The organism is Blastococcus sp. SYSU DS0510 (assembly GCF_054050835.1).
The window spans coordinates 107204-127903 of the sequence record NZ_JBJHAC010000013.1; the positions used below are offsets into that span (position 1 = coordinate 107204).

18 protein-coding genes are annotated in these 20700 nt (G+C 74.9%); 8 read left to right on the plus strand and 10 right to left on the minus strand.

Features of this window, described 5'->3' with window-relative positions; genetic code table 11:
• The first annotated feature begins 60 nt into the window (after positions 1 to 60).
• The gene (locus ACI79P_RS12510; protein WP_456581376.1) at positions 61 to 1008 is read left to right on the plus strand and encodes a RecB family exonuclease; all 948 of its coding nucleotides are present in this window, start codon (positions 61 to 63) and stop codon (positions 1006 to 1008) included.
• Between the two features lie 23 nt (positions 1009 to 1031).
• On the opposite strand, the gene ACI79P_RS12515 is transcribed toward ACI79P_RS12510, so the two are convergent.
• From ACI79P_RS12515 to ACI79P_RS12525, 3 genes are all read right to left on the minus strand, one after another.
• Positions 1032 to 1736, minus strand: a complete 705-nt coding sequence (locus tag ACI79P_RS12515) for an HAD family hydrolase (protein WP_456581377.1) — start codon at positions 1734 to 1736, stop codon at positions 1032 to 1034.
• A 237-nt stretch (positions 1737 to 1973) separates the two neighbouring features.
• Positions 1974 to 2717, minus strand: coding sequence for a class F sortase (locus ACI79P_RS12520; RefSeq protein ID WP_456581378.1), 744 nt, complete (start codon positions 2715 to 2717; stop codon positions 1974 to 1976).
• Positions 2718 to 2753: 36 nt separating this feature from the next.
• A complete protein-coding gene (locus tag ACI79P_RS12525; RefSeq protein WP_456581379.1) occupies positions 2754 to 3524 on the minus strand; it encodes a hypothetical protein in 771 nt (256 codons plus the stop codon).
• 294 nt (positions 3525 to 3818) lie between these two features.
• Between ACI79P_RS12525 and ACI79P_RS12530 the strand changes: the two genes are divergently transcribed.
• Both ACI79P_RS12530 and ACI79P_RS12535 read left to right on the plus strand, forming a co-directional pair.
• On the plus strand, positions 3819 to 4418 hold the full coding sequence (locus ACI79P_RS12530) for a copper resistance CopC family protein (RefSeq protein ID WP_456581380.1): 600 nt from the start codon (positions 3819 to 3821) through the stop codon (positions 4416 to 4418).
• On the plus strand, positions 4415 to 5788 hold the full coding sequence (locus ACI79P_RS12535) for a copper resistance D family protein (RefSeq protein ID WP_456581381.1): 1374 nt from the start codon (positions 4415 to 4417) through the stop codon (positions 5786 to 5788). The genes ACI79P_RS12530 and ACI79P_RS12535 overlap by 4 nt, the downstream gene beginning before the upstream one ends.
• A gap of 64 nt (positions 5789 to 5852) precedes the next feature.
• On the opposite strand, the gene metH is transcribed toward ACI79P_RS12535, so the two are convergent.
• Entirely contained in the window at positions 5853 to 9653 is a 3801-nt protein-coding gene (gene metH / locus ACI79P_RS12540; RefSeq protein WP_456581382.1) for a methionine synthase, read from the minus strand.
• A gap of 214 nt (positions 9654 to 9867) precedes the next feature.
• Between metH and ACI79P_RS12545 the strand changes: the two genes are divergently transcribed.
• The 3 genes from ACI79P_RS12545 to ACI79P_RS12555 all read left to right on the plus strand — a co-directional run bounded on the left by ACI79P_RS12545 (position 9868) and on the right by ACI79P_RS12555 (position 13096).
• Positions 9868 to 10737, plus strand: coding sequence for a PAC2 family protein (locus ACI79P_RS12545; protein ID WP_456581383.1), 870 nt, complete (start codon positions 9868 to 9870; stop codon positions 10735 to 10737).
• Positions 10738 to 10921: 184 nt separating this feature from the next.
• Complete coding sequence (locus ACI79P_RS12550; protein WP_236828665.1) at positions 10922 to 11143, plus strand: tautomerase family protein; 222 nt, start codon at positions 10922 to 10924, stop codon at positions 11141 to 11143.
• A gap of 111 nt (positions 11144 to 11254) precedes the next feature.
• Positions 11255 to 13096 (plus strand): tetratricopeptide repeat protein, encoded by a 1842-nt coding sequence (locus tag ACI79P_RS12555; RefSeq protein WP_456581384.1) that lies wholly within the window; start codon positions 11255 to 11257, stop codon positions 13094 to 13096.
• 42 nt (positions 13097 to 13138) lie between these two features.
• Here ACI79P_RS12555 and ACI79P_RS12560 read toward each other — a convergent pair whose 3' ends face one another.
• Both ACI79P_RS12560 and mshC read right to left on the minus strand, forming a co-directional pair.
• The gene (locus tag ACI79P_RS12560; protein WP_456581385.1) at positions 13139 to 14182 is read right to left on the minus strand and encodes an HD domain-containing protein; all 1044 of its coding nucleotides are present in this window, start codon (positions 14180 to 14182) and stop codon (positions 13139 to 13141) included.
• Entirely contained in the window at positions 14182 to 15432 is a 1251-nt protein-coding gene (mshC, locus tag ACI79P_RS12565; protein WP_456581386.1) for a cysteine--1-D-myo-inosityl 2-amino-2-deoxy-alpha-D-glucopyranoside ligase, read from the minus strand. Before mshC ends, ACI79P_RS12560 begins: the two co-directional genes overlap by 1 nt.
• Before the next feature lie 107 nt (positions 15433 to 15539).
• Between mshC and ACI79P_RS12570 the strand changes: the two genes are divergently transcribed.
• Complete coding sequence (locus tag ACI79P_RS12570) at positions 15540 to 16256, plus strand: maleylpyruvate isomerase family mycothiol-dependent enzyme (RefSeq protein WP_456581387.1); 717 nt, start codon at positions 15540 to 15542, stop codon at positions 16254 to 16256.
• 18 nt (positions 16257 to 16274) lie between these two features.
• Here the strand turns inward: ACI79P_RS12570 and ACI79P_RS12575 are convergent, their stop codons facing one another.
• The 4 genes from ACI79P_RS12575 to ACI79P_RS12590 form a co-directional block, all read right to left on the minus strand.
• Positions 16275 to 16658: a VOC family protein gene (locus tag ACI79P_RS12575; RefSeq protein WP_456581388.1), complete on the minus strand. Its 384-nt coding sequence runs from the start codon at positions 16656 to 16658 to the stop codon at positions 16275 to 16277.
• Positions 16659 to 16832: 174 nt separating this feature from the next.
• On the minus strand, positions 16833 to 17612 hold the full coding sequence (locus tag ACI79P_RS12580) for an SCO1664 family protein (RefSeq protein ID WP_456581389.1): 780 nt from the start codon (positions 17610 to 17612) through the stop codon (positions 16833 to 16835).
• Positions 17582 to 18133 (minus strand): DUF3090 family protein, encoded by a 552-nt coding sequence (locus ACI79P_RS12585; RefSeq protein WP_456581390.1) that lies wholly within the window; start codon positions 18131 to 18133, stop codon positions 17582 to 17584. The genes ACI79P_RS12580 and ACI79P_RS12585 overlap by 31 nt, the downstream gene beginning before the upstream one ends.
• A gap of 69 nt (positions 18134 to 18202) precedes the next feature.
• Positions 18203 to 18901, minus strand: coding sequence for a histidine phosphatase family protein (locus ACI79P_RS12590; protein WP_456581391.1), 699 nt, complete (start codon positions 18899 to 18901; stop codon positions 18203 to 18205).
• A gap of 195 nt (positions 18902 to 19096) precedes the next feature.
• Here ACI79P_RS12590 and ACI79P_RS12595 point away from each other — a divergent pair, with 195 nt between their 5' ends.
• Positions 19097 to 20656: an AMIN-like domain-containing (lipo)protein gene (locus ACI79P_RS12595; RefSeq protein WP_456581392.1), complete on the plus strand. Its 1560-nt coding sequence runs from the start codon at positions 19097 to 19099 to the stop codon at positions 20654 to 20656.
• The last annotated feature ends 44 nt before the right edge of the window (positions 20657 to 20700 follow it).

Here is a 20700-nt window from a genome sequence, read left to right on the forward strand (position 1 = left end):
GGGACGCCGATGCGGCGCGGGCGCTCGGAACTGTCGGAGGCGCCACCTAGCCTCGGGTGCATGACGGCGATGGTGCAGACCGACACGGGAATCGACACGCCCGCGGAGGGTGCGGCGGCGCCCGGCGAGGCGGCGGCACCGCGTCGCCCGTCGCTCTCCCCCAGCCGCGCGGCCGACTTCAAGACCTGCCCGCTGCTCTACCGATTCCGCACGATCGACCGGCTGCCCGAGCGCAAGAGCCTGGCTGCCGTCCGCGGCACCCTGGTGCACTCCGTGCTGGAGCGGCTCTACGACCTGCCCCCCGCGCGGCGCACCCCCGAGAGCGCGCTGGAGCTGGTGGAGCCGGCCTGGGCGGAGCTGCGCGAGGAGCCGGGCATCGCCGAGCTGTTCGAGACCGGGCAGGAGGAGGGCGCCGAGACCGACGCGAACGCCCCGGAGTCGGTGGCCGCCTGGCTGGCCTCGGCCGGCAAGCTCGTCGAGAAGTACTTCACGCTGGAGGACCCCCGCCGCATCCAGCCGGCCGGGCGCGAGGAGCTGGTCGAGGTCACGCTGCCCGACGGGCTCCTGCTGCGCGGCTACGTCGACCGGCTCGACGTCGCCCCGAACGGCGCACTGCGGGTCGTCGACTACAAGACCGGCTCGATGCCCCGCGAGGCGTTCGAGTCCAAGGCGCTGTTCCAGATGAAGTTCTACGCGCTGGTCCTCTGGCGCACCCGCGGGGTCGTCGCCGCTCAGCTCAAGCTGCTCTACCTCGGCGACGGCGACGCGCTCACCTACGCCCCGGAGGAGGCGGAGCTGGTCCGGTTCGAGCGGACGCTGCTGGCCATCTGGTCGGCGATCGAGCGCGCCGTCGCCACCGGCGAGTTCCGGCCGAACAAGAGCCGGCTGTGCGGTTGGTGCGACCACCAGGCGCTGTGCCCGGCGTTCGGGGGCACTCCCCCGCCGTTCCCGGCCGACGCCGCAGCGGCGGCCGGCTGGCGCACGACGCTGCCGGTCACACCGGTCTGAGCCCCGGCTGACGCTCGTTCAGCTCAGCGGCCGGCGAGCAGCGCCGACCGCCCGGCGGCGAGGACCTCGAGGAGCTCGCGCACCCCGACGCCGGCGAGCGTGTCGCGCAGGGTCAGCCCGGGCGCGGGCGGGACCGGCTGCAACGCCGGCACCCCGAGCACCGCCATGCCGGCGGCCAGCCCGGCGGTCACGCCCACCATCGAGTCCTCCACGACGACGCAGGCCGCGGGCTCCACGCCCAGGGCGACGGCCGCCTGCAGGTACGGCGCCGGGTCGGGCTTGCGCGCGGGCACCTCGTCGCCGCACACGGTGACCTCGAACGGGCTGCTCCCAAGGTCGGCCGCGATGCTGCCCAGGACGATGTCGGCGAGCCGGCGCGGCGTCGTCGTCACCAGGGCCGTCCGCAGCCCCGCGGCACGGACGGCCGAGATCAGCTCGCGGGCGCCTGGCCGCCACGGGATCCCGCGCCCCATGAGCTCGCCGACCCGGTCCTCGACCCACCGGGCGTCGGCCTGCAGCTGCTCCTGCGTGCGGACGACGCCCAGGTCGGCGTGGAGCACCTGCATCGACCGGCGCATGCTCGTCCCCACCGTCGCCGCCCGGGCCTCGGGTGACATGCGCCCGCCCAGCGAGGCGGCGAGCTCGAACATCGCCTCGCCCCAGTACTCCTCGGTCTGCACCAACGTGCCGTCCATGTCGAACAGGACGGCGGCGAGGTCGTTCGGCATCAGGGCTGCGACGTTCCTTCGTGATCCGGCTGAGGAGGCACGGCGCGCAGGGCAGCCGTCCACGCGGTGGGTGGTCCGCGGCTCCGAGTGTCCCAGCCCGGGCGGCGGGGCCGGAGCGGCGCCCTACCGGAGTGGTGCCACCGGAGGAGCGCCGGACGCGGTGCTGGTCCGGCTGCGTGACCGGTGGCGGCCGGGTGTCCTCGGGCCGCCGGATCACCGGGTCCCGAACCGCCGGGATCAGGCCGGTTCGGTGCGCACCAGGGTGGCGAAGGCGATCACGTTGTCCTCGTAGCTGCGCACGGAGGAGTCGAAGTCCCCACCGCAGGTGATCAGCCGCAGCTGCGCGTCGTCGGTGTTGCCGTAGACCTCGAGGGTCGGGAAGTCGGCCTTCGGGTGCCGCTCGACCCGGTCGACGGCGAAGACCGCGACGGTCCCGTCGGCGCGGGCCACCTCCACCTCGTCACCGGGTGCCAGCGCGCCGAGGTCGAAGAACACCCCCGGGCCGTGCTCGGCCGAGTCCACGTGCCCCAGGACGACCGCGGGGCCGACCGCACCGGGCGCCGGACCGCGCTCGTACCAGCCGGCCTGGTCGTCCGGCTCCAGCGGCGGCACCTCCACGGTGCCGTCGTCGTTCAGCCCCAGGCGGAGCAGGTCGCTGGTCACCCCGATGGCCGGGATGCTCACCGCCACCGGCTCGGCCACGGCATCGGCATCGGCCTCGGCTGCCGGCTCCGCGGCCGCGGTCCCCGGGCCGGGCGGGGCGGGCGCGGACGGGCTGGCGGGCGCGGAGGCAGTGGCGGACGCGGAGGCAGTGGCGGACGCGGCGGCAGTGGCGGACGCGGAGGCCGACGCCGCCGGCTGCGGGGCCTGCCGCTGCCCGGTCACCGCCACGGCGAGGGCCACGACGGCAACGAGGGCCAGCCCGACGGCCAGCGCCGTCCACGTGCGGGTGCTCGGCCGACGGCCGTTCTGCTCGGTCACGCGGGCTCCCTCCGGGGTGTGCGGCCCGGGGACGGATCAGGCCTGGTCGGCCTGACGACGCCGGTAGGCCAGCCCACCGGCGACCGCGGCGCCGGTCAGCGCGAGGGCGCCGACGCCCATGGCCGTCTGCTGCTCGGCACCCACGGTGCTCCCACCGCCGGTCTCGGCGCCACCGGCGGGCGCGGCGCCCATCTGCGCGACCTCCAGGGTGCCGCACGCCGCGGGCGCGGTCGCCTCCATGGGCAGCGACGGGTCGAGGTCGCTCATGATGTCGCCGTCGTAGGTGCCGGAACCGTTCTGGTCGACGCCGTGCACGACGAGGACCGCGGTGCCGTCCTCGAACGCCTGGTGCACGTCCTCGCTCACCTCGAAGGTGCGCTCGTAGCTGACGGAGCCGCCCTCGGCGGTCGGGAAGCGGTCGATGGCCAGGCCGCTGTCCGGACCGGTGTCGCCGGTGGTGGTGAGGGAGGAGCCGATGGCGCCGTAGAACGGCGCCCCCTCGGTCACGCTGACGAAGCCGTCACCGTTCTCGTCGGCGGCGTCGGTCGGGCAGGTGCCCTGGGCGCCGATGTGGAAGTGCTGGGCGTGGGGCGCGCCGGCGAGGAGCCCGGAGGCCTCGATCATCACGGTCGCCGTGGTGTCGTCGAGCGTCACCATGCCGGTGCCCTGGACGCCGGACTGGTTGAGGGCGCCGAGGTCGGCCTGGTAGCTGTGCGGCCCCTCGTGCGCCGAGGCGGTGGAGACGGCCAGCAGCGGGAAGGCCGCGGCGGCCAGGGCGACGGTCGGGAGTGCGAGTGCCTTGCGCAAGGTGTGCTCCTCGTGTTCGGAGTGGTGGCGGCGGGCGCCGGCGAGAGCGCCGATCACCCGTCGCGCCGGCCGGCGCGCCTCTGCGCCGGCCGTGGTTCCGGTCCGGAGACCCGGATCAGCGGACCGGTCCCCGGCCGCGCTGTCCGTCCTGCCTTCGGGAGCCGGGGCCGGATCGGTTCACCCGGTTTTGGGGAGGCCGTGGGCACAGGGGTGGTGGTTGACCGCCGCGTCGGTGCTCGCCGAGGCTCATGGGGCCCGGGCAACCGGAAGCCCGACTGGGAACGAAGGACGGGCATGACTGCTTCGCGACAGGTCCGCCACCGGCGGGGCACGGCGCTGCTGCTGGCCCTGGTGGCCGGCGTGCTCTTCCTGGCCACGGCGCCGTCCGCGCTCGCCCACGACGGGCTGGTGGGCACCACACCGGCGGCCGGCGCCACCGTGGAGTCATCCCCGTCCACGGTCGAGCTCGTCTTCTCCGGCGAACCGCTGCCGCTCGGCACGCTCGTCCTGGTGACGGACGCCGACGGCGCCGTCCTCTCCGAAGGGGACGCGGAGGTCCGGGGCACCTCCGTGGTCCAGCGCCTCATCGCCGACCGGCCCGCCGGGACCTACCAGGTCGTCTGGCGGAGCACGTCCTCGGACGGGCACCCGCTCACGGGCACCTTCGACTTCGCCGTGGCCACGGCGACGACCCCGGCCGCGTCCTCTGCCGAGCCCGCGGCGCCGACGCCGGACCCCGCAGCACCGTCACCGGAGGCCGCGACGCCCTCGCCCGCGGCGTCGGCCGCCGACATGGACGCCGCCGGTCCCGGCGGGGTGTGGGTGGCCGTCGGCGCCGTCGTGCTGGTCGGGCTCGGCATCCTCGTCGCGGGCCGGCTGCGCGGACGTCCGTGAGCCTCGCCGTGCCCGCGCGTGCCGTCGCCGTCGACGACGCCCGCGCACGCACCCGGTGGCGGCCGGGACGCGCCGTCGGGCTCACGGCCGCGGGCCTGGCCGCCCTCCTCCTCGGCGCTCTGGTCGTCGGGGGCGGGGCTCCCGAGCCGGCTCCCTCCGGGCTCCCCGGCGCCGGCCCGCTGGTCGGCTGGGGGCTGCCGGTGATCACGCTGGCCGGCCGGGTGGCGGCGGTGGGGACGGTCGGCACCCTCCTCCTCGCCGCCGTCCTGCTGCCCCGGCGGGCCGGCTCGCCCGAGGAGGTCCGACGGGCGCTCCGCGCTGCATCGACCTGGGCGCTCGCGTGGGCCGGAGCGGCCGCCCTCGGCGCGCTGCTCACCGTCAGCCGGCTGGTCGGCACACCCCCGACATCGCTGACCTGGGCCTCGCTGCGGGTCTTCCTCGAGGAGACCGGCGCCGGCCGCGCGGGCCTCCTGGTGGTGGCGCTCGCGGGCCTCGTCGGCATCGCCGCCCGCCGCGGCGCAGGCGATCCCGCCGCGGGGCTCCTCCTGGTGGTGGCCGGCGCGGCGCTCGTCGTCCCGGTCGTGCTCACCGGCCACTCCTCGGCGGCGGAGGACCGGCTGCTCGCCGTCACGACCCTCGGGGTCCACGTCGTCGCCGCGGCCGCGTGGGTCGGCGGTCTGCTGGCCCTCCTCGCCTACGCCCGCCGCGGCGCCGCGGTGGCCGAGGCCGCGTCCCGGTTCAGCCGCCTCGCCCTGGGTTGCTTCCTGGCCACGGCCGTCTCCGGCGTGCTCTCCGCCGTGCTCCTGCTGGGCGGTACCGAGGCGGCAGTGGCGGCGCTGGGCACCGGCTACGGCGCCCTGCTGCTGGCCAAGACCGCCGGGCTGACCGTGCTCGGCGTGCTCGGCCTGCACCACCGCCAGCACACCCTCCCCCTGCTGCGCGCGGGCCAGGGGCGCGAATTCCGCCGGTTCGCCGCCGGCGAGGTCGTGCTGATGCTCGCCACCGTGACGCTGGCCGTCGCGCTCGCGGCCTCCCCTCCCCCGGCGGGCGCCACGCACACCGCCGCGACGGCCACGGCACCGGCGGGCAGCGCCGACCCGATGGCCGACCACGACCACGGCGAGCTGTCGGTGGGGGTGCTGGTCGACGACGAGCGCTTCCACGTCGCCGGCCCGGTCGCCCCGGGGTCCCGGGTGAGCGTGTTCAACGCCGGCGCCGCGGAGGTGACGCTCACCGCGGCCGACGGGTCCTTCGACGTCGTCGTCCCCGGCGGGACGCTCACCACCTTCCTGGCCCCCGCGGAGCCAGGCGCCCACCCCTTCGCCAGCCGCCACTCGCCGGAGTACGCCGACGTGCTCGTTGTCCGGTGAGCGCAACGGCCCCCGTCCAGAGGCTCACCCTGAGCGTGCGAAGGGTGAGGGGGACGGGGGTCCTTCACTCGTCCTCGGTGCGGTAGCCGAGGTTCGGCGAGAGCCACCGCTCCGCCTCGGCGACCGTCCAGCCCTTGCGGGCGGCGTAGTCCTCGACCTGGTCGCGGCCCACCCGGCCCAGCACGAAGTACTGCGCCTGCGGGTGGGCGAAGTACAGCCCGCTCACCGCCGCGCCGGGCCACATGGCCAGGCTCTCGGTGAGCTGGATGCCCGTGGCGGCCTCGACGTCGAGCAGGTCCCAGATGGTGAGCTTCTCGGTGTGCTCCGGGCACGCCGGGTAACCCGGGGCGGGGCGGATGCCGCGGTACTTCTCGGCGATCAGCGCCTCGTTGTCCAGCGACTCGTCGGCGGCGTAGCCCCAGAACTCCCGGCGGACCCGCTGGTGCAGCCGCTCGGCGAACGCCTCGGCCAGCCGGTCGGCCAGCGCCTCGAGCATGATCGCGCTGTAGTCGTCGTTGTCCTTCTTGAACGCCGCCACCCGCTCGGCCGAGCCCAGCCCGGCGGTCACCGCGAACGCGCCGACGTAGTCGCGCAGACCGGTCTCCCGGGGCGCCACGAAGTCCGCCAGCGACTTGCGCGCGGAGCCGTCGCGGCCCTCGGTCTGCTGCCGCAGCTGGTGCAGCGTGGCGCGGACGGCGGTGCGTGACTCGTCGGTGTAGACCTCGATGTCCTCGCCCCCGACCCGGTTGGCCGGGAACAGCCCGAAGACGCCGCTGGCCCGCAGCCACCGCTCCGCCACGATCCGGTCGAGCATCGCCTGCGCGTCCTCGTACAGCCGCCGGGCCGCCTCACCGGTCGCCGGGTTGTGCAGGATGTCGGGGAACCGCCCGCGCATCTCCCAGGCGTTGAAGAACGGTTGCCAGTCGATGTACTCCCGCAGCTCGGCCAGCGCGTAGTCGGGGAAGGTCTTCACGAACTGCGTGGCGTGCCCGTGCCGGTGGTCGCAGGTGGGGCCGTCGCAGACGTCCTTCGCCTGCTGCAGGAGCATCCGCGGCCGCGGCGGGGTGTAGCCGCTCCAGTCCACCGGGGTCGCCTTCGCCCGGGCCTGCGCCAGCGGCAGCAGGGTCCGGCTGTCCTGGCGGGCGGCGTGCCGCTCCCGCAGGGCCGCATAGTCGGCCTCGGTCTCGGCCAGCAGACCGGGCCGCTGCTCGTCCGACAGCAGCGCGGCGACCACGGGGACCGACCGGGAGGCGTCCTTCACCCAGATCACCGGGCCGTGGTACTTCTGCGCCACCTTCACGGCCGTGTGCGCCCGCGAGGTCGTGGCGCCCCCGATGAGCAGCGGGATCTCGAAGCCCTGCCGCTCCATCTCCGAGGCGAGGCCGACCATCTCGTCCAGCGAGGGCGTGATCAGCCCGGAGAGCCCGATGATGTCGGCGCCCTCTTCCTTGGCGGCGTCCAGGATCCGCTGCCCCGGCACCATGACCCCGAGGTCGACGACGTCGTAGTTGTTGCACTGCAGGACGACGCCGACGATGTTCTTGCCGATGTCGTGGACGTCGCCCTTCACGGTGGCCATGACGACCTTGCCGTTGCTGCGCTCGGCGTCGCCGGGCTGCTTCTCCGCCTCGATGAACGGGATGAGGTAGGCGACGGCCTTCTTCATCACCCGCGCGGACTTCACCACCTGCGGCAGGAACATCTTCCCGGCGCCGAACAGGTCGCCGACGACGTTCATCCCGTCCATCAGCGGACCCTCGATGACCTCGATGGGCCGCCCGCCGCGCGCGGCGATCTCCCGGCGCAGCTCCTCGGTGTCGTCCTCGACGTGCGCGTCGATGCCCTTCACGAGCGCGTGGGTGATCCGCTCCCCCACCGGCAGGGCCCGCCACTCCTCGGTGGCGACCTCGCGCGCCGCGCCGTCCCCGGCGTAGTCGCCGGCGATCTCCAGCAGCCGCTCGGTGGCGTCCGGGCGCCGGTTGAGGACGACGTCCTCGATCCGCTCCCGCAGCTCCGCCGGCACCTCGTCGTAGACCTCGAGGGCCCCGGCGTTGACGATGCCCATGTCCATGCCGGCCCTGATGGCGTGGAACAGGAAGACCGCGTGGATCGCCTCGCGGACGCGGTTGTTGCCCCGGAAGGAGAACGAGACGTTCGAGACGCCGCCGGAGACCAGCGCGCCGGGCAGGTTCCGCTTGATCCAGCGCGTCGCCTCGATGAAGTCGACGCCGTAGTTCGCGTGCTCCTCGATCCCGGTGGCGACGGCGAAGACGTTCGGGTCGAAGATGATGTCCTCGGCCGGGAAGCCCACCCGCGTGGTGAGGACGTCGTAGGCGCGGCGGCAGATCTCGATGCGCCGCTCGAGGGTGTCGGCCTGCCCCTGCTCGTCGAAGGCCATGACGACGGCGGCCGCCCCGTACCTCCGGCAGAGCGTGGCCTGGTGGACGAACTCCTCCTCGCCGTTCTTCAGCGAGATGGAGTTGACGATCGCCTTGCCCTGCACGTTCTTCAGCCCTGCCTCGATCACCTCCCACTTCGAGGAGTCGATCATCGTGGGCACGCGGCAGATGTCGGGCTCGGCGGCGATGAGCTTGGTGAAGCGGTCCATCGCCTCGACGCCGTCGATCATCCCCTCGTCCATGTTGACGTCGATGACCTGCGCGCCGGCCTCCACCTGCTGGCGGGCGACGGCGAGCGCGGCCGGGTAGTCGCCGGCCTTGATGAGGTTCCGGAAACGCGCGGACCCGGTGATGTTGGTGCGTTCGCCGACGTTGACGAACAGCGACTCCTCGCTGACCGCGAGCGGCTCGAGGCCGGACAGCCGCAGCGCCGGGCGGGGCTGCGCCGGGGTGCGGGGCGACGCGCCCTCCACCGACCGGGCGATCGCCGCGATGTGCGCCGGCGTGGTGCCGCAGCAGCCGCCCACGAGGTTCACGAATCCGGACTCGGCGAACTCGGCGACGATCGCCGCCGTCTCCTCCGGCGACTCGTCGTACTCGCCGAAGGCGTTGGGCAGGCCGGCGTTCGGGTAGCAGGAGACGAACGTGTCGGCGACCCGCGAGAGCTCGGCGACGTAGGGCCGCATCTCCTTCGCCCCGAGCGCGCAGTTCAGCCCGACCAGGAGCGGCCGCACGTGCCGGACGGAGTTCCAGAAGGCCTCGGTGACCTGCCCGGACAAGGTTCGCCCGGAGGCGTCGGTGATCGTGCCGGAGATGAGCACCGGCCAGCGGCGGCCGCGCTGCTCGAACAGCGTCTCGAGCGCGAAGATCGCCGCCTTGGCGTTGAGCGTGTCGAAGATCGTCTCGATCAGCAGGGCGTCGACCCCACCGTCGACCAGGCCGTCCGCCTGCACGAGGTAGGCCTCGACGAGCTCGTCGAAGCTGACGTTGCGGGCCCCCGGGTCGTTGACGTCCGGGGAGATCGAGGCGGTCCGGCTGGTGGGGCCGATCGCCCCGGCGACGAAGCGCGGCCTCCCAGGAGTGCGGGCGGCCATCGCGTCGGCCTCGCGGCGGGCCAGCCGGGCCGAGGCCACGTTCAGCTCGTAGGCCAGCTCCTGCATGCCGTAGTCGGCCAGCGAGATCGACGTCGCGTTGAAGGTGTTGGTCTCGATCAGGTCCGCGCCGGCCTCGAGGTACTCGCGGTGGATGCCGGCGATGATCTCCGGCTGCGTGATGCTGAGCAGGTCGTTGTTGCCCTGGACGTCGCTCGGCCAGTCGGCGAAGCGCTCGCCGCGGTAGCCCGCCTCGTCGGGGCGGTCCCGCTGGATGGCCGTCCCCATGGCGCCGTCGAGCACCAGGATCCGCTGCTGCATCAGGGCCGTGAGCGTCGCTGTGGCATCGGGGCGGACGTCGGGTGACTCGGACACGGTGATCCCCAGTGGTTCTGCTCGATGGGCGTGCGGGCCTCGCGCTCCGTCACCCCGGCGGGCTGGCCCAGGCCTGGGCGTTCCCGATGTCGGCGCCCATTCTCGCACCCGGGTCCCCCAGCTGCAGCGGGCGTCGCGGACCCGGCAACCCGACGGTGGGAGAACCGCGGGCGTGCGCCAGGCGGGACGGCGGGATCGACGTAGGCTGGCAGAGGTGATCGATCCGAAGCCCGACGCAGATGACCTGCCGCAGCTCACCGACCCGGTGGTCGTGGTGGCGTTCGAGGGCTGGAACGACGCCGGCGACGCCGCGACAGGGGCCGTCGAGCACCTCGAGCTGATCTGGGACGCGAAGCCGCTGGCGGCGCTGGACCCCGAGGACTACTACGACTTCCAGGTCAACCGGCCCACGGTCTCGCTGGTGGGCGGGGTGAGCCGGCGCATCGAGTGGCCGACCACCCGCATCTCGGTGGCCCGGCCCGAGGGGCTGGACCGCGACGTCGTGCTGATCCGCGGCATCGAGCCGAACATGCGCTGGCGCAGCTTCTGCGAGGAGCTGCTGGAGATCCTCGACGAGCTCGACGCCTCGATCGTCGTCGCCCTCGGCGCGCTGCTCGCCGACACCCCGCACACCCGGCCCACCCCCGTCACCGGCTCCGCCTACGACGGCGAGTCGGCCCGCGCGTACGGGCTGGAGACCTCCCGCTACGAGGGCCCGACCGGCATCCTCGGCGTGTTCCAGGACGCCTGCGTCCAGGCCGGCCTCCCGGCGATCAGCTTCTGGGCCGCCGTCCCGCACTACGTGTCGCAGCCGCCGTCGCCCCGGGCCACCGTCGCGCTCCTGCAGCGGCTCGAGGAGGTCCTGGAGGTCACCGTGCCGCTCGGCGTGCTGCCGCAGCAGGCCGAGGACTGGGTGAAGACGGTCGACGAGATGGCCAGCGAGGACGCCGAGGTCGTCGAGTACGTGCGCTCCCTCGAGGAGCGCGCCACCGAGGTCGACCTCTCGCAGGCCAACGGCGACCAGATCGCCCGCGAGTTCGAGAGGTACCTGCGCCGCCGCGGCGGCTCCGCCGGAGGAGCCTGACCCCGACCCCTTCCGGTCAGGGCGTCCGTCGTCGGCGGGTGGTCGTCTCAGCGGTGGGAGGACGGCACCCGGCAGCCGCCGTGCGTGGCCAGGGGCTGCCGGGAGCCGGTCACACGCGGCGTCACACGGCCGCGCCGGAACCTCCTCCTGCCGGCGCCCCCGCCGGCCCGATCGAGGAGGAAACATGCCGTTCGTCAACGTCAAGGTCATCGAGGGCGTGTTCACGGCCGACCAGAAGCACGCGATCGTCGAGCGGCTGACCGACGCGATGGTCGCCATCGAGGGCGAGGCCATGCGCGGGGTCACCTGGGTCGTCGTCGAGGAGGTCGCCAGCGGCGACTGGGGCATCGGCGGCAAGTGCCTGACGACCGCCGACGTCCGGTCCCTGGCCGCCGCCGGAGCGTGACGGCACGGCGGCGGTGAAGGCTGGGCTGCCACCGCCGCCGGATCGCGCTCGCCGGCGTCCGCTCGCCGGCGCCGTGGCCGCTACCGTGCCGGTGTCGGAGGAGGCGAGGCCATGGCCGAAGTCGCGGTCGCCCTCCTGGGCCGGCCGCACCTCGTCCGGGACGGCGTCCCGGCCGACCCGCCGCGGGGCAACAAGGCCTGGGCGCTCCTCGCCTACCTGGCCCTGGCGGATCGCCCGGTCCCGCGGCGCCACCTGGTGGACCTGCTCTTCGCCGAGGCCCACGACGCACCCGGCGCCCTGCGCTGGAACACCAGCGAGCTCCGGCGGGCCCTCCGCACCGCCGCGACCCTGGACGGCGATCCGCTGACGCTACGGCTGGCGCCCGGCAGCAGCGTCGACGTCCGGCAGCTCACGGACGGACCGTCCGTCCGGGCGCTGGAGCTGGTGGGGTTCGGCCGGGAGCTCTTGGAGGGGCTGAGCCTGCCCGACGCACCCGGGTTCGAGGCGTGGCTCTCGGCGGAGCGCTGCCGGGTCCGCAACTGCACCGGGACGGTGCTGGTGGAGTGCGCCCTCGACCAGCTCGCCCGGGGCTCGGCCGGAGCCGCGGCGCGGCTGGCGGCACGCGCGGTGGCGGTGGACCCGCTCGATCCCGGGCCCCACGCGGTCCTGGTGCGCAGCCTCGGCGCGGCCGGGGACCACGCGGGAGCACGCCGCCACGCGGTCCGCTGCGCCGAGCTCTTCCGCCGCGAGCTCGGCTGCGCGCCACCGGCCGAGGTCCTCGCGGCCACCCGGCCGGTGGGCTCCCGGCAGCTCCCGGTGGCCGGCGTCGCCGTGGTGCGCTCCTACCTCCAGGCCGGCCAGGCCTTGATGCGGGCCGGGGCCGTGGACCGCGGCCTGGACCAGCTGCAGCGGGCCGCCGAGGCGGCGGTGAGGGTGGACGACCCCGTGGTCCGGGCCAGCGCCTTCTTGGCTCTCGCCAGCGCGCGGGTCCACGGGGCAGGCGAGCGGGGCTCGGAGGTGCGCGGCCTCTTGCACGAGGCGGCTGCGCTGGCGCGCACAGCGCAGGCCGGGGAACTGCTCGCCGCGGCCTGCCGGGAGCTGGGCTTCCTGGGCGTGCAGCGGGGACAGCGCGACCGTGCGCTGGTGTGGCTGGACGAGGCACGGCGCGCCACCGACGAGGACGGGGAGACCGCTCGGACCCTCGGGGTGCGCGGCATGTGCCTCACCGACGGCGGCGACCACGGCGGGGCACTGCGCTGCCTGGACGAATCCGTGAGCCTGGCCGCCCGGGCCGGCGACACCCGGCAGCAGGCGTGGTCGCTGGCGATGGCCGGGCGGGTGCACGTGCTGCGCGGCGACCACGCCCGCGCGGTGCCCGCCCTGGACCGCTCCCTGACGGTGATCGGGGACGACGCGTGGACGGCGTTCCTGCCATGGCCTGAGGCGTTCCGCGCGGAGGCCGCGACGGGGCTGGGAGATCTCGGCGCCGCGCGGGACCTGCTCGACCACGCGTGGGTGCTGGCTGCGGAGAGCGACGACCACTGCTGGATGGCGACGGTCGCCCACGGGCAGGCCCGCCTCGCGCTGGCCGAGGGGGATCGGCTCCGGGCCCGGCGCTGGTGCGACCTGGGGCTGGCCCCTGCTCCGTGGTATCTCTGGCCGCACGCCCGGCTGCTGGACGCCGCCTGCGCCGTCGCCCCGGGTACCGGGCAGGCCGACACGGCTCGGATCGACCGGCTGGCCGACATCGCCGCGCGCGGCAGCATGCGGCCCCTGCTCGCCCGGGCGCACCTGCACCGGGCGCGGGCAGGCGCCCCCAGCGGCGTCGCGGCCGCCCGGGCGATCGCCGCCCAGCTCGACGACCCCGAGCTGCACGGCCTGATCACTCGGCAGGAGACCACCGCGGCCACCCGCGGTCGTCTCGCACTCTCGGTGGTGCCCGGCGGGCCATGAGGCATCCGGGGCCGCTCAGCCGGCAGCGCGTCCGGCAGGTCGTCAGCGCTCGGTGAGCAGCGGCCGCATCTGGGCCGAGGCGTCGGCATCGAAGAGCCGGTCGTGCGTGGCGAGGGCGTACCGGTCGGTCATCCCGGAGACGTAGTCCACGACCTGGGTGAGCGGGTCGGCCTCGGTGTCGCGGTAGCTGGCCGGGATCAGCTCCGGGTGCGCCAGGTGGTGGTCGACCAGCCGGCGGATGACGTCGATCGCGAGGTGCTTCTGCCCGGCGGCGACGTCGGAGGCGTAGACGCGGGCGAACAGGAAGTCCCGCAGTTCGTGCATCGCCGCGAGCGGCTCCGGCGTCATGACGACGCGGCCGCCGTCGGCCAGCGAGCCCTCGACGACGGCGTCGATCATCGCGCCGACCATCTCGCTGCCCGGCTGCCCGAAGACGGCGAGGGCGCGCGAGGGCAGGTCTGCGACGCGGATCACCCCCGCCCGGACGGCGTCCAGGGCGTCGTGGGACAGGTAGCCGATCCGGTCGGCGTACCGCACGCACTCCGCCTCGCGGGTGGCCGGCGGCGGGTCGATCTTCCAGCTGTGCGCGCGGATGCCGTCGCGCACCTCCCACGTGAGGTTGAGGTCCTCGAGCACCTCGACGATCCGCACCCCCTGCGCGGCGTGGTGCCACCCGCCGGGGACGTAGGGGTCGAAGGCGTCCTCGCCGATGTGGCCGAACGGCGAGTGCCCGACGTCGTGGCCGAGCGCGATCGCCTCGGCGAGCGTCTCGTTGAGCCCCAGTGCCCGGGCCAGCGAGCGCGCCACCTGCGTCACCTGCAGCGTGTGCGTGAGCCGGGTGACGAAGTGGTCGCCGTCAGGGTGGAGGAAGACCTGCGTCTTGTGCTTGAGCCGGCGGAAGGCCTTGGCGTGCAGGATCCGGTCGCGGTCGCGCTCGAAGGCGGTGCGCAGGGCGTCCTCCGGCTCCGGGCGGGCCCGGCCGCGGGTGGCCGACGCCCGGGTCGCGGCGGGCGCGAGCTGCTCCTCGGCCCGCTGGCGGGCCGCCCGGTCGGTCAGCCGGAAGGATCCGCCGGGCGCGCTGGTCATCAGGCCTCCTGCAGATCGACGCCCAGGAGCGCGTCGACGGCGTCGCTCACCACCTGCGGCGCGTGCTCCTCCAGGTCGTCGCCGCCGGCCAGGGTGCGGGCGGCCCAGGCGTCGACCAGCGCGATCGCACCCGGGCTGTCGAGGTCGTCGGCGAGCCGCTCGCGCAGCCCGTGCAGCACCGGCCCCGCGGGGGCGCCCGCCTCGCGCCCGACCGCCTGCCGCCACGTCGCCAGCCGCTCCTGGGCCTCGGCGAGGAGGTCGCCGGTCCAGGTCCGATCGGTGCGGTAGTGGCCCGAGAGGAGCGCCAGCCGGATCGCCATGGGGTCCACGCCCTCCCCCCGCAGCTTGGAGACGAACACCAGGTTGCCCCGGCTCTTGCTCATCTTCTCGCCGTCCAGGCCGATCATCGCCGCGTGCACGTAGGCCCGGGCGAACGGCTTGGTGGCGGTGAGCGCCTCGGCGTGCACGGCGGAGAACTCGTGGTGCGGGAAGACGAGGTCGCTGCCCCCGCCCTGGACGTCGAAGCCCATGCCGATGGTGTCCAGGGCGATCGTGGCGCACTCGATGTGCCAGCCGGGGCGGCCCCGCCGGCCGTGCGGGCCGGGCCACGCCGGCTCTCCGGCGCGCTCGCCACGCCACAGCATCGGGTCCAGCCGGTTGCGCTTGCCCGCCCGGTCGGGGTCGCCGCCGCGCTCGGCGGAGTACGCCAGCATCGTGGCCTCGTCGTAGCCGGACTCCGTCCCGAACCCGGGCGCCTGGGCGACGTCGTGGTAGATGTCGCCGGTGCCGTCGTCGAGCACGTAGGCCAGCCCCTCGTCGAGCAGCCGCTCGACGTGCGCCACGATCCGCGGGATCGACTCGACGGCACCCACGTAGTCCTCGGGCGGCAGCACGCGCAGCGCCGTCATGTCCTCCCGGAACAGGGCCGTCTCGCGCATCGCCAGGACGATCCAGTCCTCGCCGTCGCGCTCGGCGCGATCGAGCAGCGGGTCGTCGATGTCGGTCACGTTCTGCACGTAGTGGACGGCGTGCCCCGCGTCCCGCCACACCCGGTTGACGAGGTCGAAGGCCAGGTAGGTGGCGGCGTGGCCGAGGTGCGTGGCGTCGTAGGGGGTGATGCCGCAGACGTACATCCGCGCCGTCCGGTCCGGCGTCGTCGCGACGATCTCGCCGCGGGCGGTGTCGTAGACCTTGAGGATGGGGCCGGTGCCGGGCAGGGTCGGCAGCAGCGGGGCGGGCCAGGAGAGCACGGCACGAGCCTAGAGGCGTGGTCCGACGGCACCCCGCCCGCACGTCCGTGCGGGTCATCACGTCGGAGGGCCGGGTGCGCACCGCACCCGGCCCACGAGGAGGAGCGATGCAGCTGTCCGAGTACCTCCCGGCCCTGCGTCGGGTCGACGCCCGGTTCGCCGACGCCGCGGCCGAGGCGCTCCTGGACCGCGGGTGGCAGGCGCCCGTGCCCGGGTGCCCCGGCTGGACGCTCGCCGACCTGGTGCGGCACCTGGGTGAGGTGCAGCACTTCTGGGCGTGGGTGGTGCGCACGCGTGCCCAGGACCCCTCGGCCTACCCCCAGCCGCGCCGGATCGCGGACGACGAGCTGCTGGGGTACGTGGCGGCGCAGAGCGCGGAGCTGGAGACGGCGCTGGCCGGGGCCCACCCCGCGGAGCGCGTGTGGACCTGGGCGCCGCAGAAGGACGTGGCGTTCGTCCTGCGCCGGCAGCTGCAGGAGGCCACCGTGCACACCGTCGACGTCGAGCAGGTGCTCGGCGACGTGCGCCCGGTGCCCACGGCGGTGGCGATGGACGGCCTGGACGAGTGGCTGGAGGTCATGGTTCCCGGCGCCCTCCCCGACGGCCCGCCCGAGCAGGCCCACCCCGTCGTCCTGCACGCGGTGGACGCCGACGCCGAGCGGACCCTCTTCCCCGGCACGAAGCCCTTCCCGATCGCCGCGCTCACGGGGACGGCCGGTGACCTGCTCCTGGCCGTGTGGCGCCGGGTGCCGCTGGAGGTGCTCACCGTCGACGGCGACGGCCTCCAGGCGGCCGCGATGATCGACCTCGTGAAGCTGGACTGAGGGGCCGGCGCCTCCGGCTCACGGCAAGGTCACCGCGTGGCGGTCGAACTCCTCGCCGGTCTGGACGCCGACGACGCAGAACACCAGCCCGGCCGGGTCGAGCATCTGCCAGAACCGGCCCATGTCGCGGTGCCGGGTGGCGCCCAGGGCCTCGAGCCGGGCCGCCTCGGCGGGGATGTCGTCGGTCTCGACGTCGACGTGCCAGCGCGGCGGCGTGCCCTCGCCCGTCCGCTGGACCTCCACGTGCCAGCCGTCGGCGAACGAGCCCAGGGACGCCCACTTCTCGTCGGCGGGATCGGGCTGCGCGGTGCGCCCGGTGGCGCCGGCCCAGAAGGCGGTGCCGGCGGCGTGGTGCTCCGGCGGGAGGTCGAGCAGGAGGATCGACAGCCGGCTGCGATGCATGTGACATCTTGTCGCCCTCCGGGCTCCGACCGCAGCCACGTGCCGTCCCGGCCGCCGTTGAGCCGTTCCTCGGCACGGCTCGGGAAGCCTCCGGCCCCCGCTCGCCGCACCGACCCCGCGGGGCGGCTCCGCGCTCTGCCTCGGGGAGCCTCCGGCCCCCGCTCGGCAGAACGCTCAGAACGGCGGCCAGGGCAGGGCCGGCCACTCCCCGCTCGGCTCGGGGTGCCGGCCGGTGCGCAGCAGCTCGGCCACCCGCCGCTGGGTGCAGCGCACCTCGGCGCGGGTGAGGTGCTCGTGCAGCCGATCCCCGAGGTCCCCGCGCAGCTCGTCGCCGAGCCGCTCCAGCACCTCGATCGCCTCGGCGGTCAGCGGCTTGCCGGCCCAGCCCCAGAGCAGGGTGCGCAGCTTGGGGTCGACGGAGAAGCAGATGCCGTGGTCGATGCCGTGCACGTGGCCGCCGGGCATCGGGATGATGTGGCCGCCCTTGCGGTCGGCGTTGTTCACCACCGCGTCGAAGACGGCCATGCGGCGCAGCGCCGGGTCGTCGCGGCGGACGAAGGCGGCGAGGTCGACCTCCTCGTCGCCGTCCACCCAAAGCTGCACCATCCCGGGCCCGAACGGCCCCTCGCGCAGCACGGTGGGCGGGACGATCCGCCAGCCGGTCGCCTCGGACACCACGTAGGCCGAGATCTCCCGCCCGGCGAGGGTGCCGTCGGGGAAGTCCCACAGCGGCCGCTCCCCCGCGACCGGCTTGTAGACGCACTCGGCGGCCAGGTCACCGGCGCGGATGGCGCCGACCAGAGTCACGTTCGAGGCATCGAGCATGCGCCCCTCGAGGTCGATGACGCCCTCGGTGAGGAGCCGCCGCGCCTCCTCGTCGCCGGCGGGCGGCCGGAGGACGGTGTCCTCCGCGGGGTCGCCGCTCAGCGGCGGTAACCGTTCTGCCGCGGGCACACGTGGCCCACCGGGTCGAGCGGTAGCGAGCACAGCGGGCAGGACGGGCGGCCGGCCGCCACGACCCGGCGGGCGCGGGCGATGAAGGCGCGCGCGGCCATGGGGGTGATGGTCACCCTCAGGGCGTCGGGCCCCTCCTCGCTGTCGGAGAGGATGGCGTCCTCCTCGATCGGCTCCTCACCGGCGGCGACCGCCTCGACGACGACGGCCTCCTCGGTGCCGTCCCAGGCCAGCCCCATCGCGGCGACGCGGAACTCCTCGTCGACCGGGGCGGTGAGCGGCTCGAGGTCGTCGACGTCGGCCTCCGGCGGGATCACCGTGCCCACCCGGCCGGCGACCTCGTCGAGCAGGTCGTTCATCCGCTCGGCCAGGACCTGCACCTGGGTCTTCTCCAGCGCGACGCTGACCGTGCGGCCGCTGTCGTCACTGGCCTGGAGGTAGAAGGTGCGGTCCCCGGGCTGCCCCACCGTCCCTGCGACGAACCGGCTGGGGCGATCGAAGAGATGGACCTGGCGGGGCACGCGCCCAGGTTACGCGGTGGAAGGACCCCGTCCCCCCACGCCTCGCACCCTCCGGAGGGGCCCGCGAGGTCAGGCGCTCGCGCCCGCCCCACCGCCGACGACGGCGTCGGAGGCGGCCTTGCGGCGTCGGCCCTTGCGCGGCGGCGGGATCAGCGCGGCGACGTCGCCACCGGTGTCGTTGACCCGCGCGACGAACGGGCGGGTGTCGGTGTAGCTGACCACCGAGATCGAGGCCGGGTCGACGACGATCCGCTGGAAGGAGTCCAGGTGCAGCCCCAGGGCGTCGGCCAGGATCGCCTTGATGACGTCGCCGTGGCTGCAGGCCAGCCACACCGCATCGGGGCCGAGCCGGGCGTTCCACTCGCGGACGGCGGCGACGGCCCGCGCCTGGGTCTGCGCGAGCCCCTCCCCGTCCGGCCCGGGGAAGACGGCGGCCGAGGGATGCTGCTGGACCACCTTCCAGAGCGGCTCCTTGGCCAGCTCCTTGAGCGGCCGGCCGGTCCAGTCGCCGTAGCGGGCCTCGCCCAGCCGGTCGTCGGTCGCCGGCTCGAGGTCGCGCCCGGCCAGCACCGCACCCGCGGTCTGCCGGCAGCGCTCCAGCGGGCTGCTGACGACAGCGGCCAGCGGCACCGGCGCCAGCCGCTCCCCCACCGCCCGCGCCTGCGCCTGGCCGGTCTCGTCGAGCTGGACACCGGGCGTCCACCCGGCGAGCACGCCGCCGGTGTTCGCGGTGCTCCGGCCGTGGCGCAGGAGGATGACGGTGGTCACGGCGCCGAGCGTAGGTGGTACCAGCACGTTCTCGTCCCCGGCCGGGTCGGGCCGCGCCCCGGAACGTCGACAGAGAGAACTCCCGCCCGGCGCACGTGACGATCCGGTGACGGCAGGCCGACCCGGGTTCCGGTTGCACAGGTGAGTGGGCATGTCCCAGGGGACCGGACACCCGAGACCGGAAGCGAGATCGCGATGATGCGACTGCTGCTCGCCGGGCTGGGCGCCAGCTCCCTGCTGGTGACCACCGCCGGCGCTACCCCCGCCGCTCCCCCGACCGCCGTCCCGGATCTCCCGGGCACCCTGCAGGCAGCCGGGTCGCCGCTGCCTCCGGTCGGTGACCCCGGCACGGAGGCCGTGCAGGATGATGCCTTCCCGGCCGGTGGCTCTCCGGCCTACCTGACCGACGTGCGCGCCGCCGGGCACGAGGAGTTCGACCGGTTCGTCCTCGAGTTCGAGGGCGACGACGTGCCCAGCTACCGGGTGGGCTACGTCGAGCCGCCGATCACCGAGGACGGCTCGGGCCGCGAGGTGCAGGTGGCCGGCTCGGCCTTCCTCGAGGTGCGGGTCAGCCCGGCCAGCGGCGTCCACCTCTCCGGCGAGGAGCCCCGCGAGACCTACACCGGGCGGGACCACATCACCGCCCCCGGCGGCGAGGTGATCACCGAGGCGGTCGAGACCGGCGACTTCGAGTCGATGCTGGCCTGGACGATCGGCCTCGAGGAACAGGTGCCCTTCGGCGTCGCCGAGCTCTCCGATCCGGCCCGGCTGGTCGTCGACGTCCTGCACGAGCCCGGCGGGGACGGTGGGTCCGGCGGCCTGGACCCGATCGGCGAGGGCGGCACCGCCGACGTCGACGTCGAGGGCACCGGCTCGCCGGTCGTGCTGATCGACGTCCGGCTGGGCGCCCACGACGGCTTCGACCGGATCGTGTTCGAGCTCGCCGGCGACGGCGAGGCCGGCTACCAGGTCGGCTACACCGAGGACCCGAGAAGCGCGGGGTCGGGCCTGCCGCTGGACGTCCCCGGCGACGCGACGCTGGGGATCACGCTGTCCAACCTGCTGCTCCCGCCCGACGCCCCTGAGGGCGTCGAGCCGTGGGAGGGACGGGAGCGCCTGGAGATCGTCGGGACCAGCACGCTGGAGGCGCTGATCGCCGACACCCTCTTCGAGGGGCGCTACTCGTTCTACGCCGGCCTGGACCAGCAGCGCCCATTCGCCGTGGCCCGGCTGTCGGATCCGCAGCGGATCGTCGTCGACGTGCTCACGCGAGAGCCGTCCGACGGCGTCACCCTCGGGGAGACCTGCACCAGCCCGGCGGGTTTCGCGATCGACCATCCGTCGGACTGGTCGATCAACGCCGGGGAGACCGTGCCCTCCTGCAGCCGGTTCTCGCCGCAGGACTTCGACGTGCCCGACGCCACCGACGTCCGGGTGGCGGCGATCGCCGTGTCCGTCGAGCCGGTCCCCTTCGACCGGGTGACCCAGGAGCAGCCCGGTGAGCAGGCGCGCCGCGAGCTGACCGTGGACGGCCGGGACGCCGTGCGGATCGAGCGCACCGCCACCGGGGAGGGCCTCTGGCCGGAGGGCATGCCGTCGACCCGGTACGTCATCGCCCTCGAGGACGGCGAGAACGGCCCGCGGACCCTCGTCGCCGACACCGTGGGGCTGCCCCGGTTCGACTACGAGCGCAACGTCGCGGTGCTGGACGCGATGATCGAGACGCTGGACCTCGCCGCGGCCCCGGAGGACTGAGCCCCACCACCCACGGCGACCCGGAGCCCGACCGGTTCCGGGTC

Bases quoted from the DNA above. Each gene is read 5' to 3' on its own strand.
- ACI79P_RS12510 (WP_456581376.1), top strand. From the start codon at position 61: ATGACGGCGATGGTGCAGACCGACACGGGAATCGACACGCCCGCGGAG.
- ACI79P_RS12515 (WP_456581377.1), bottom strand. From the start codon at position 1,736: ATGCCGAACGACCTCGCCGCCGTCCTGTTCGACATGGACGGCACGTTG.
- ACI79P_RS12530 (WP_456581380.1), top strand. From the start codon at position 3,819: ATGACTGCTTCGCGACAGGTCCGCCACCGGCGGGGCACGGCGCTGCTG.
- ACI79P_RS12550 (WP_236828665.1), top strand. From the start codon at position 10,922: ATGCCGTTCGTCAACGTCAAGGTCATCGAGGGCGTGTTCACGGCCGAC.
- ACI79P_RS12555 (WP_456581384.1), top strand. From the start codon at position 11,255: ATGGCCGAAGTCGCGGTCGCCCTCCTGGGCCGGCCGCACCTCGTCCGG.
- ACI79P_RS12560 (WP_456581385.1), bottom strand. From the start codon at position 14,182: ATGACCAGCGCGCCCGGCGGATCCTTCCGGCTGACCGACCGGGCGGCC.
- ACI79P_RS12570 (WP_456581387.1), top strand. From the start codon at position 15,540: ATGCAGCTGTCCGAGTACCTCCCGGCCCTGCGTCGGGTCGACGCCCGG.
- ACI79P_RS12575 (WP_456581388.1), bottom strand. From the start codon at position 16,658: ATGCATCGCAGCCGGCTGTCGATCCTCCTGCTCGACCTCCCGCCGGAG.
- ACI79P_RS12595 (WP_456581392.1), top strand. From the start codon at position 19,097: ATGATGCGACTGCTGCTCGCCGGGCTGGGCGCCAGCTCCCTGCTGGTG.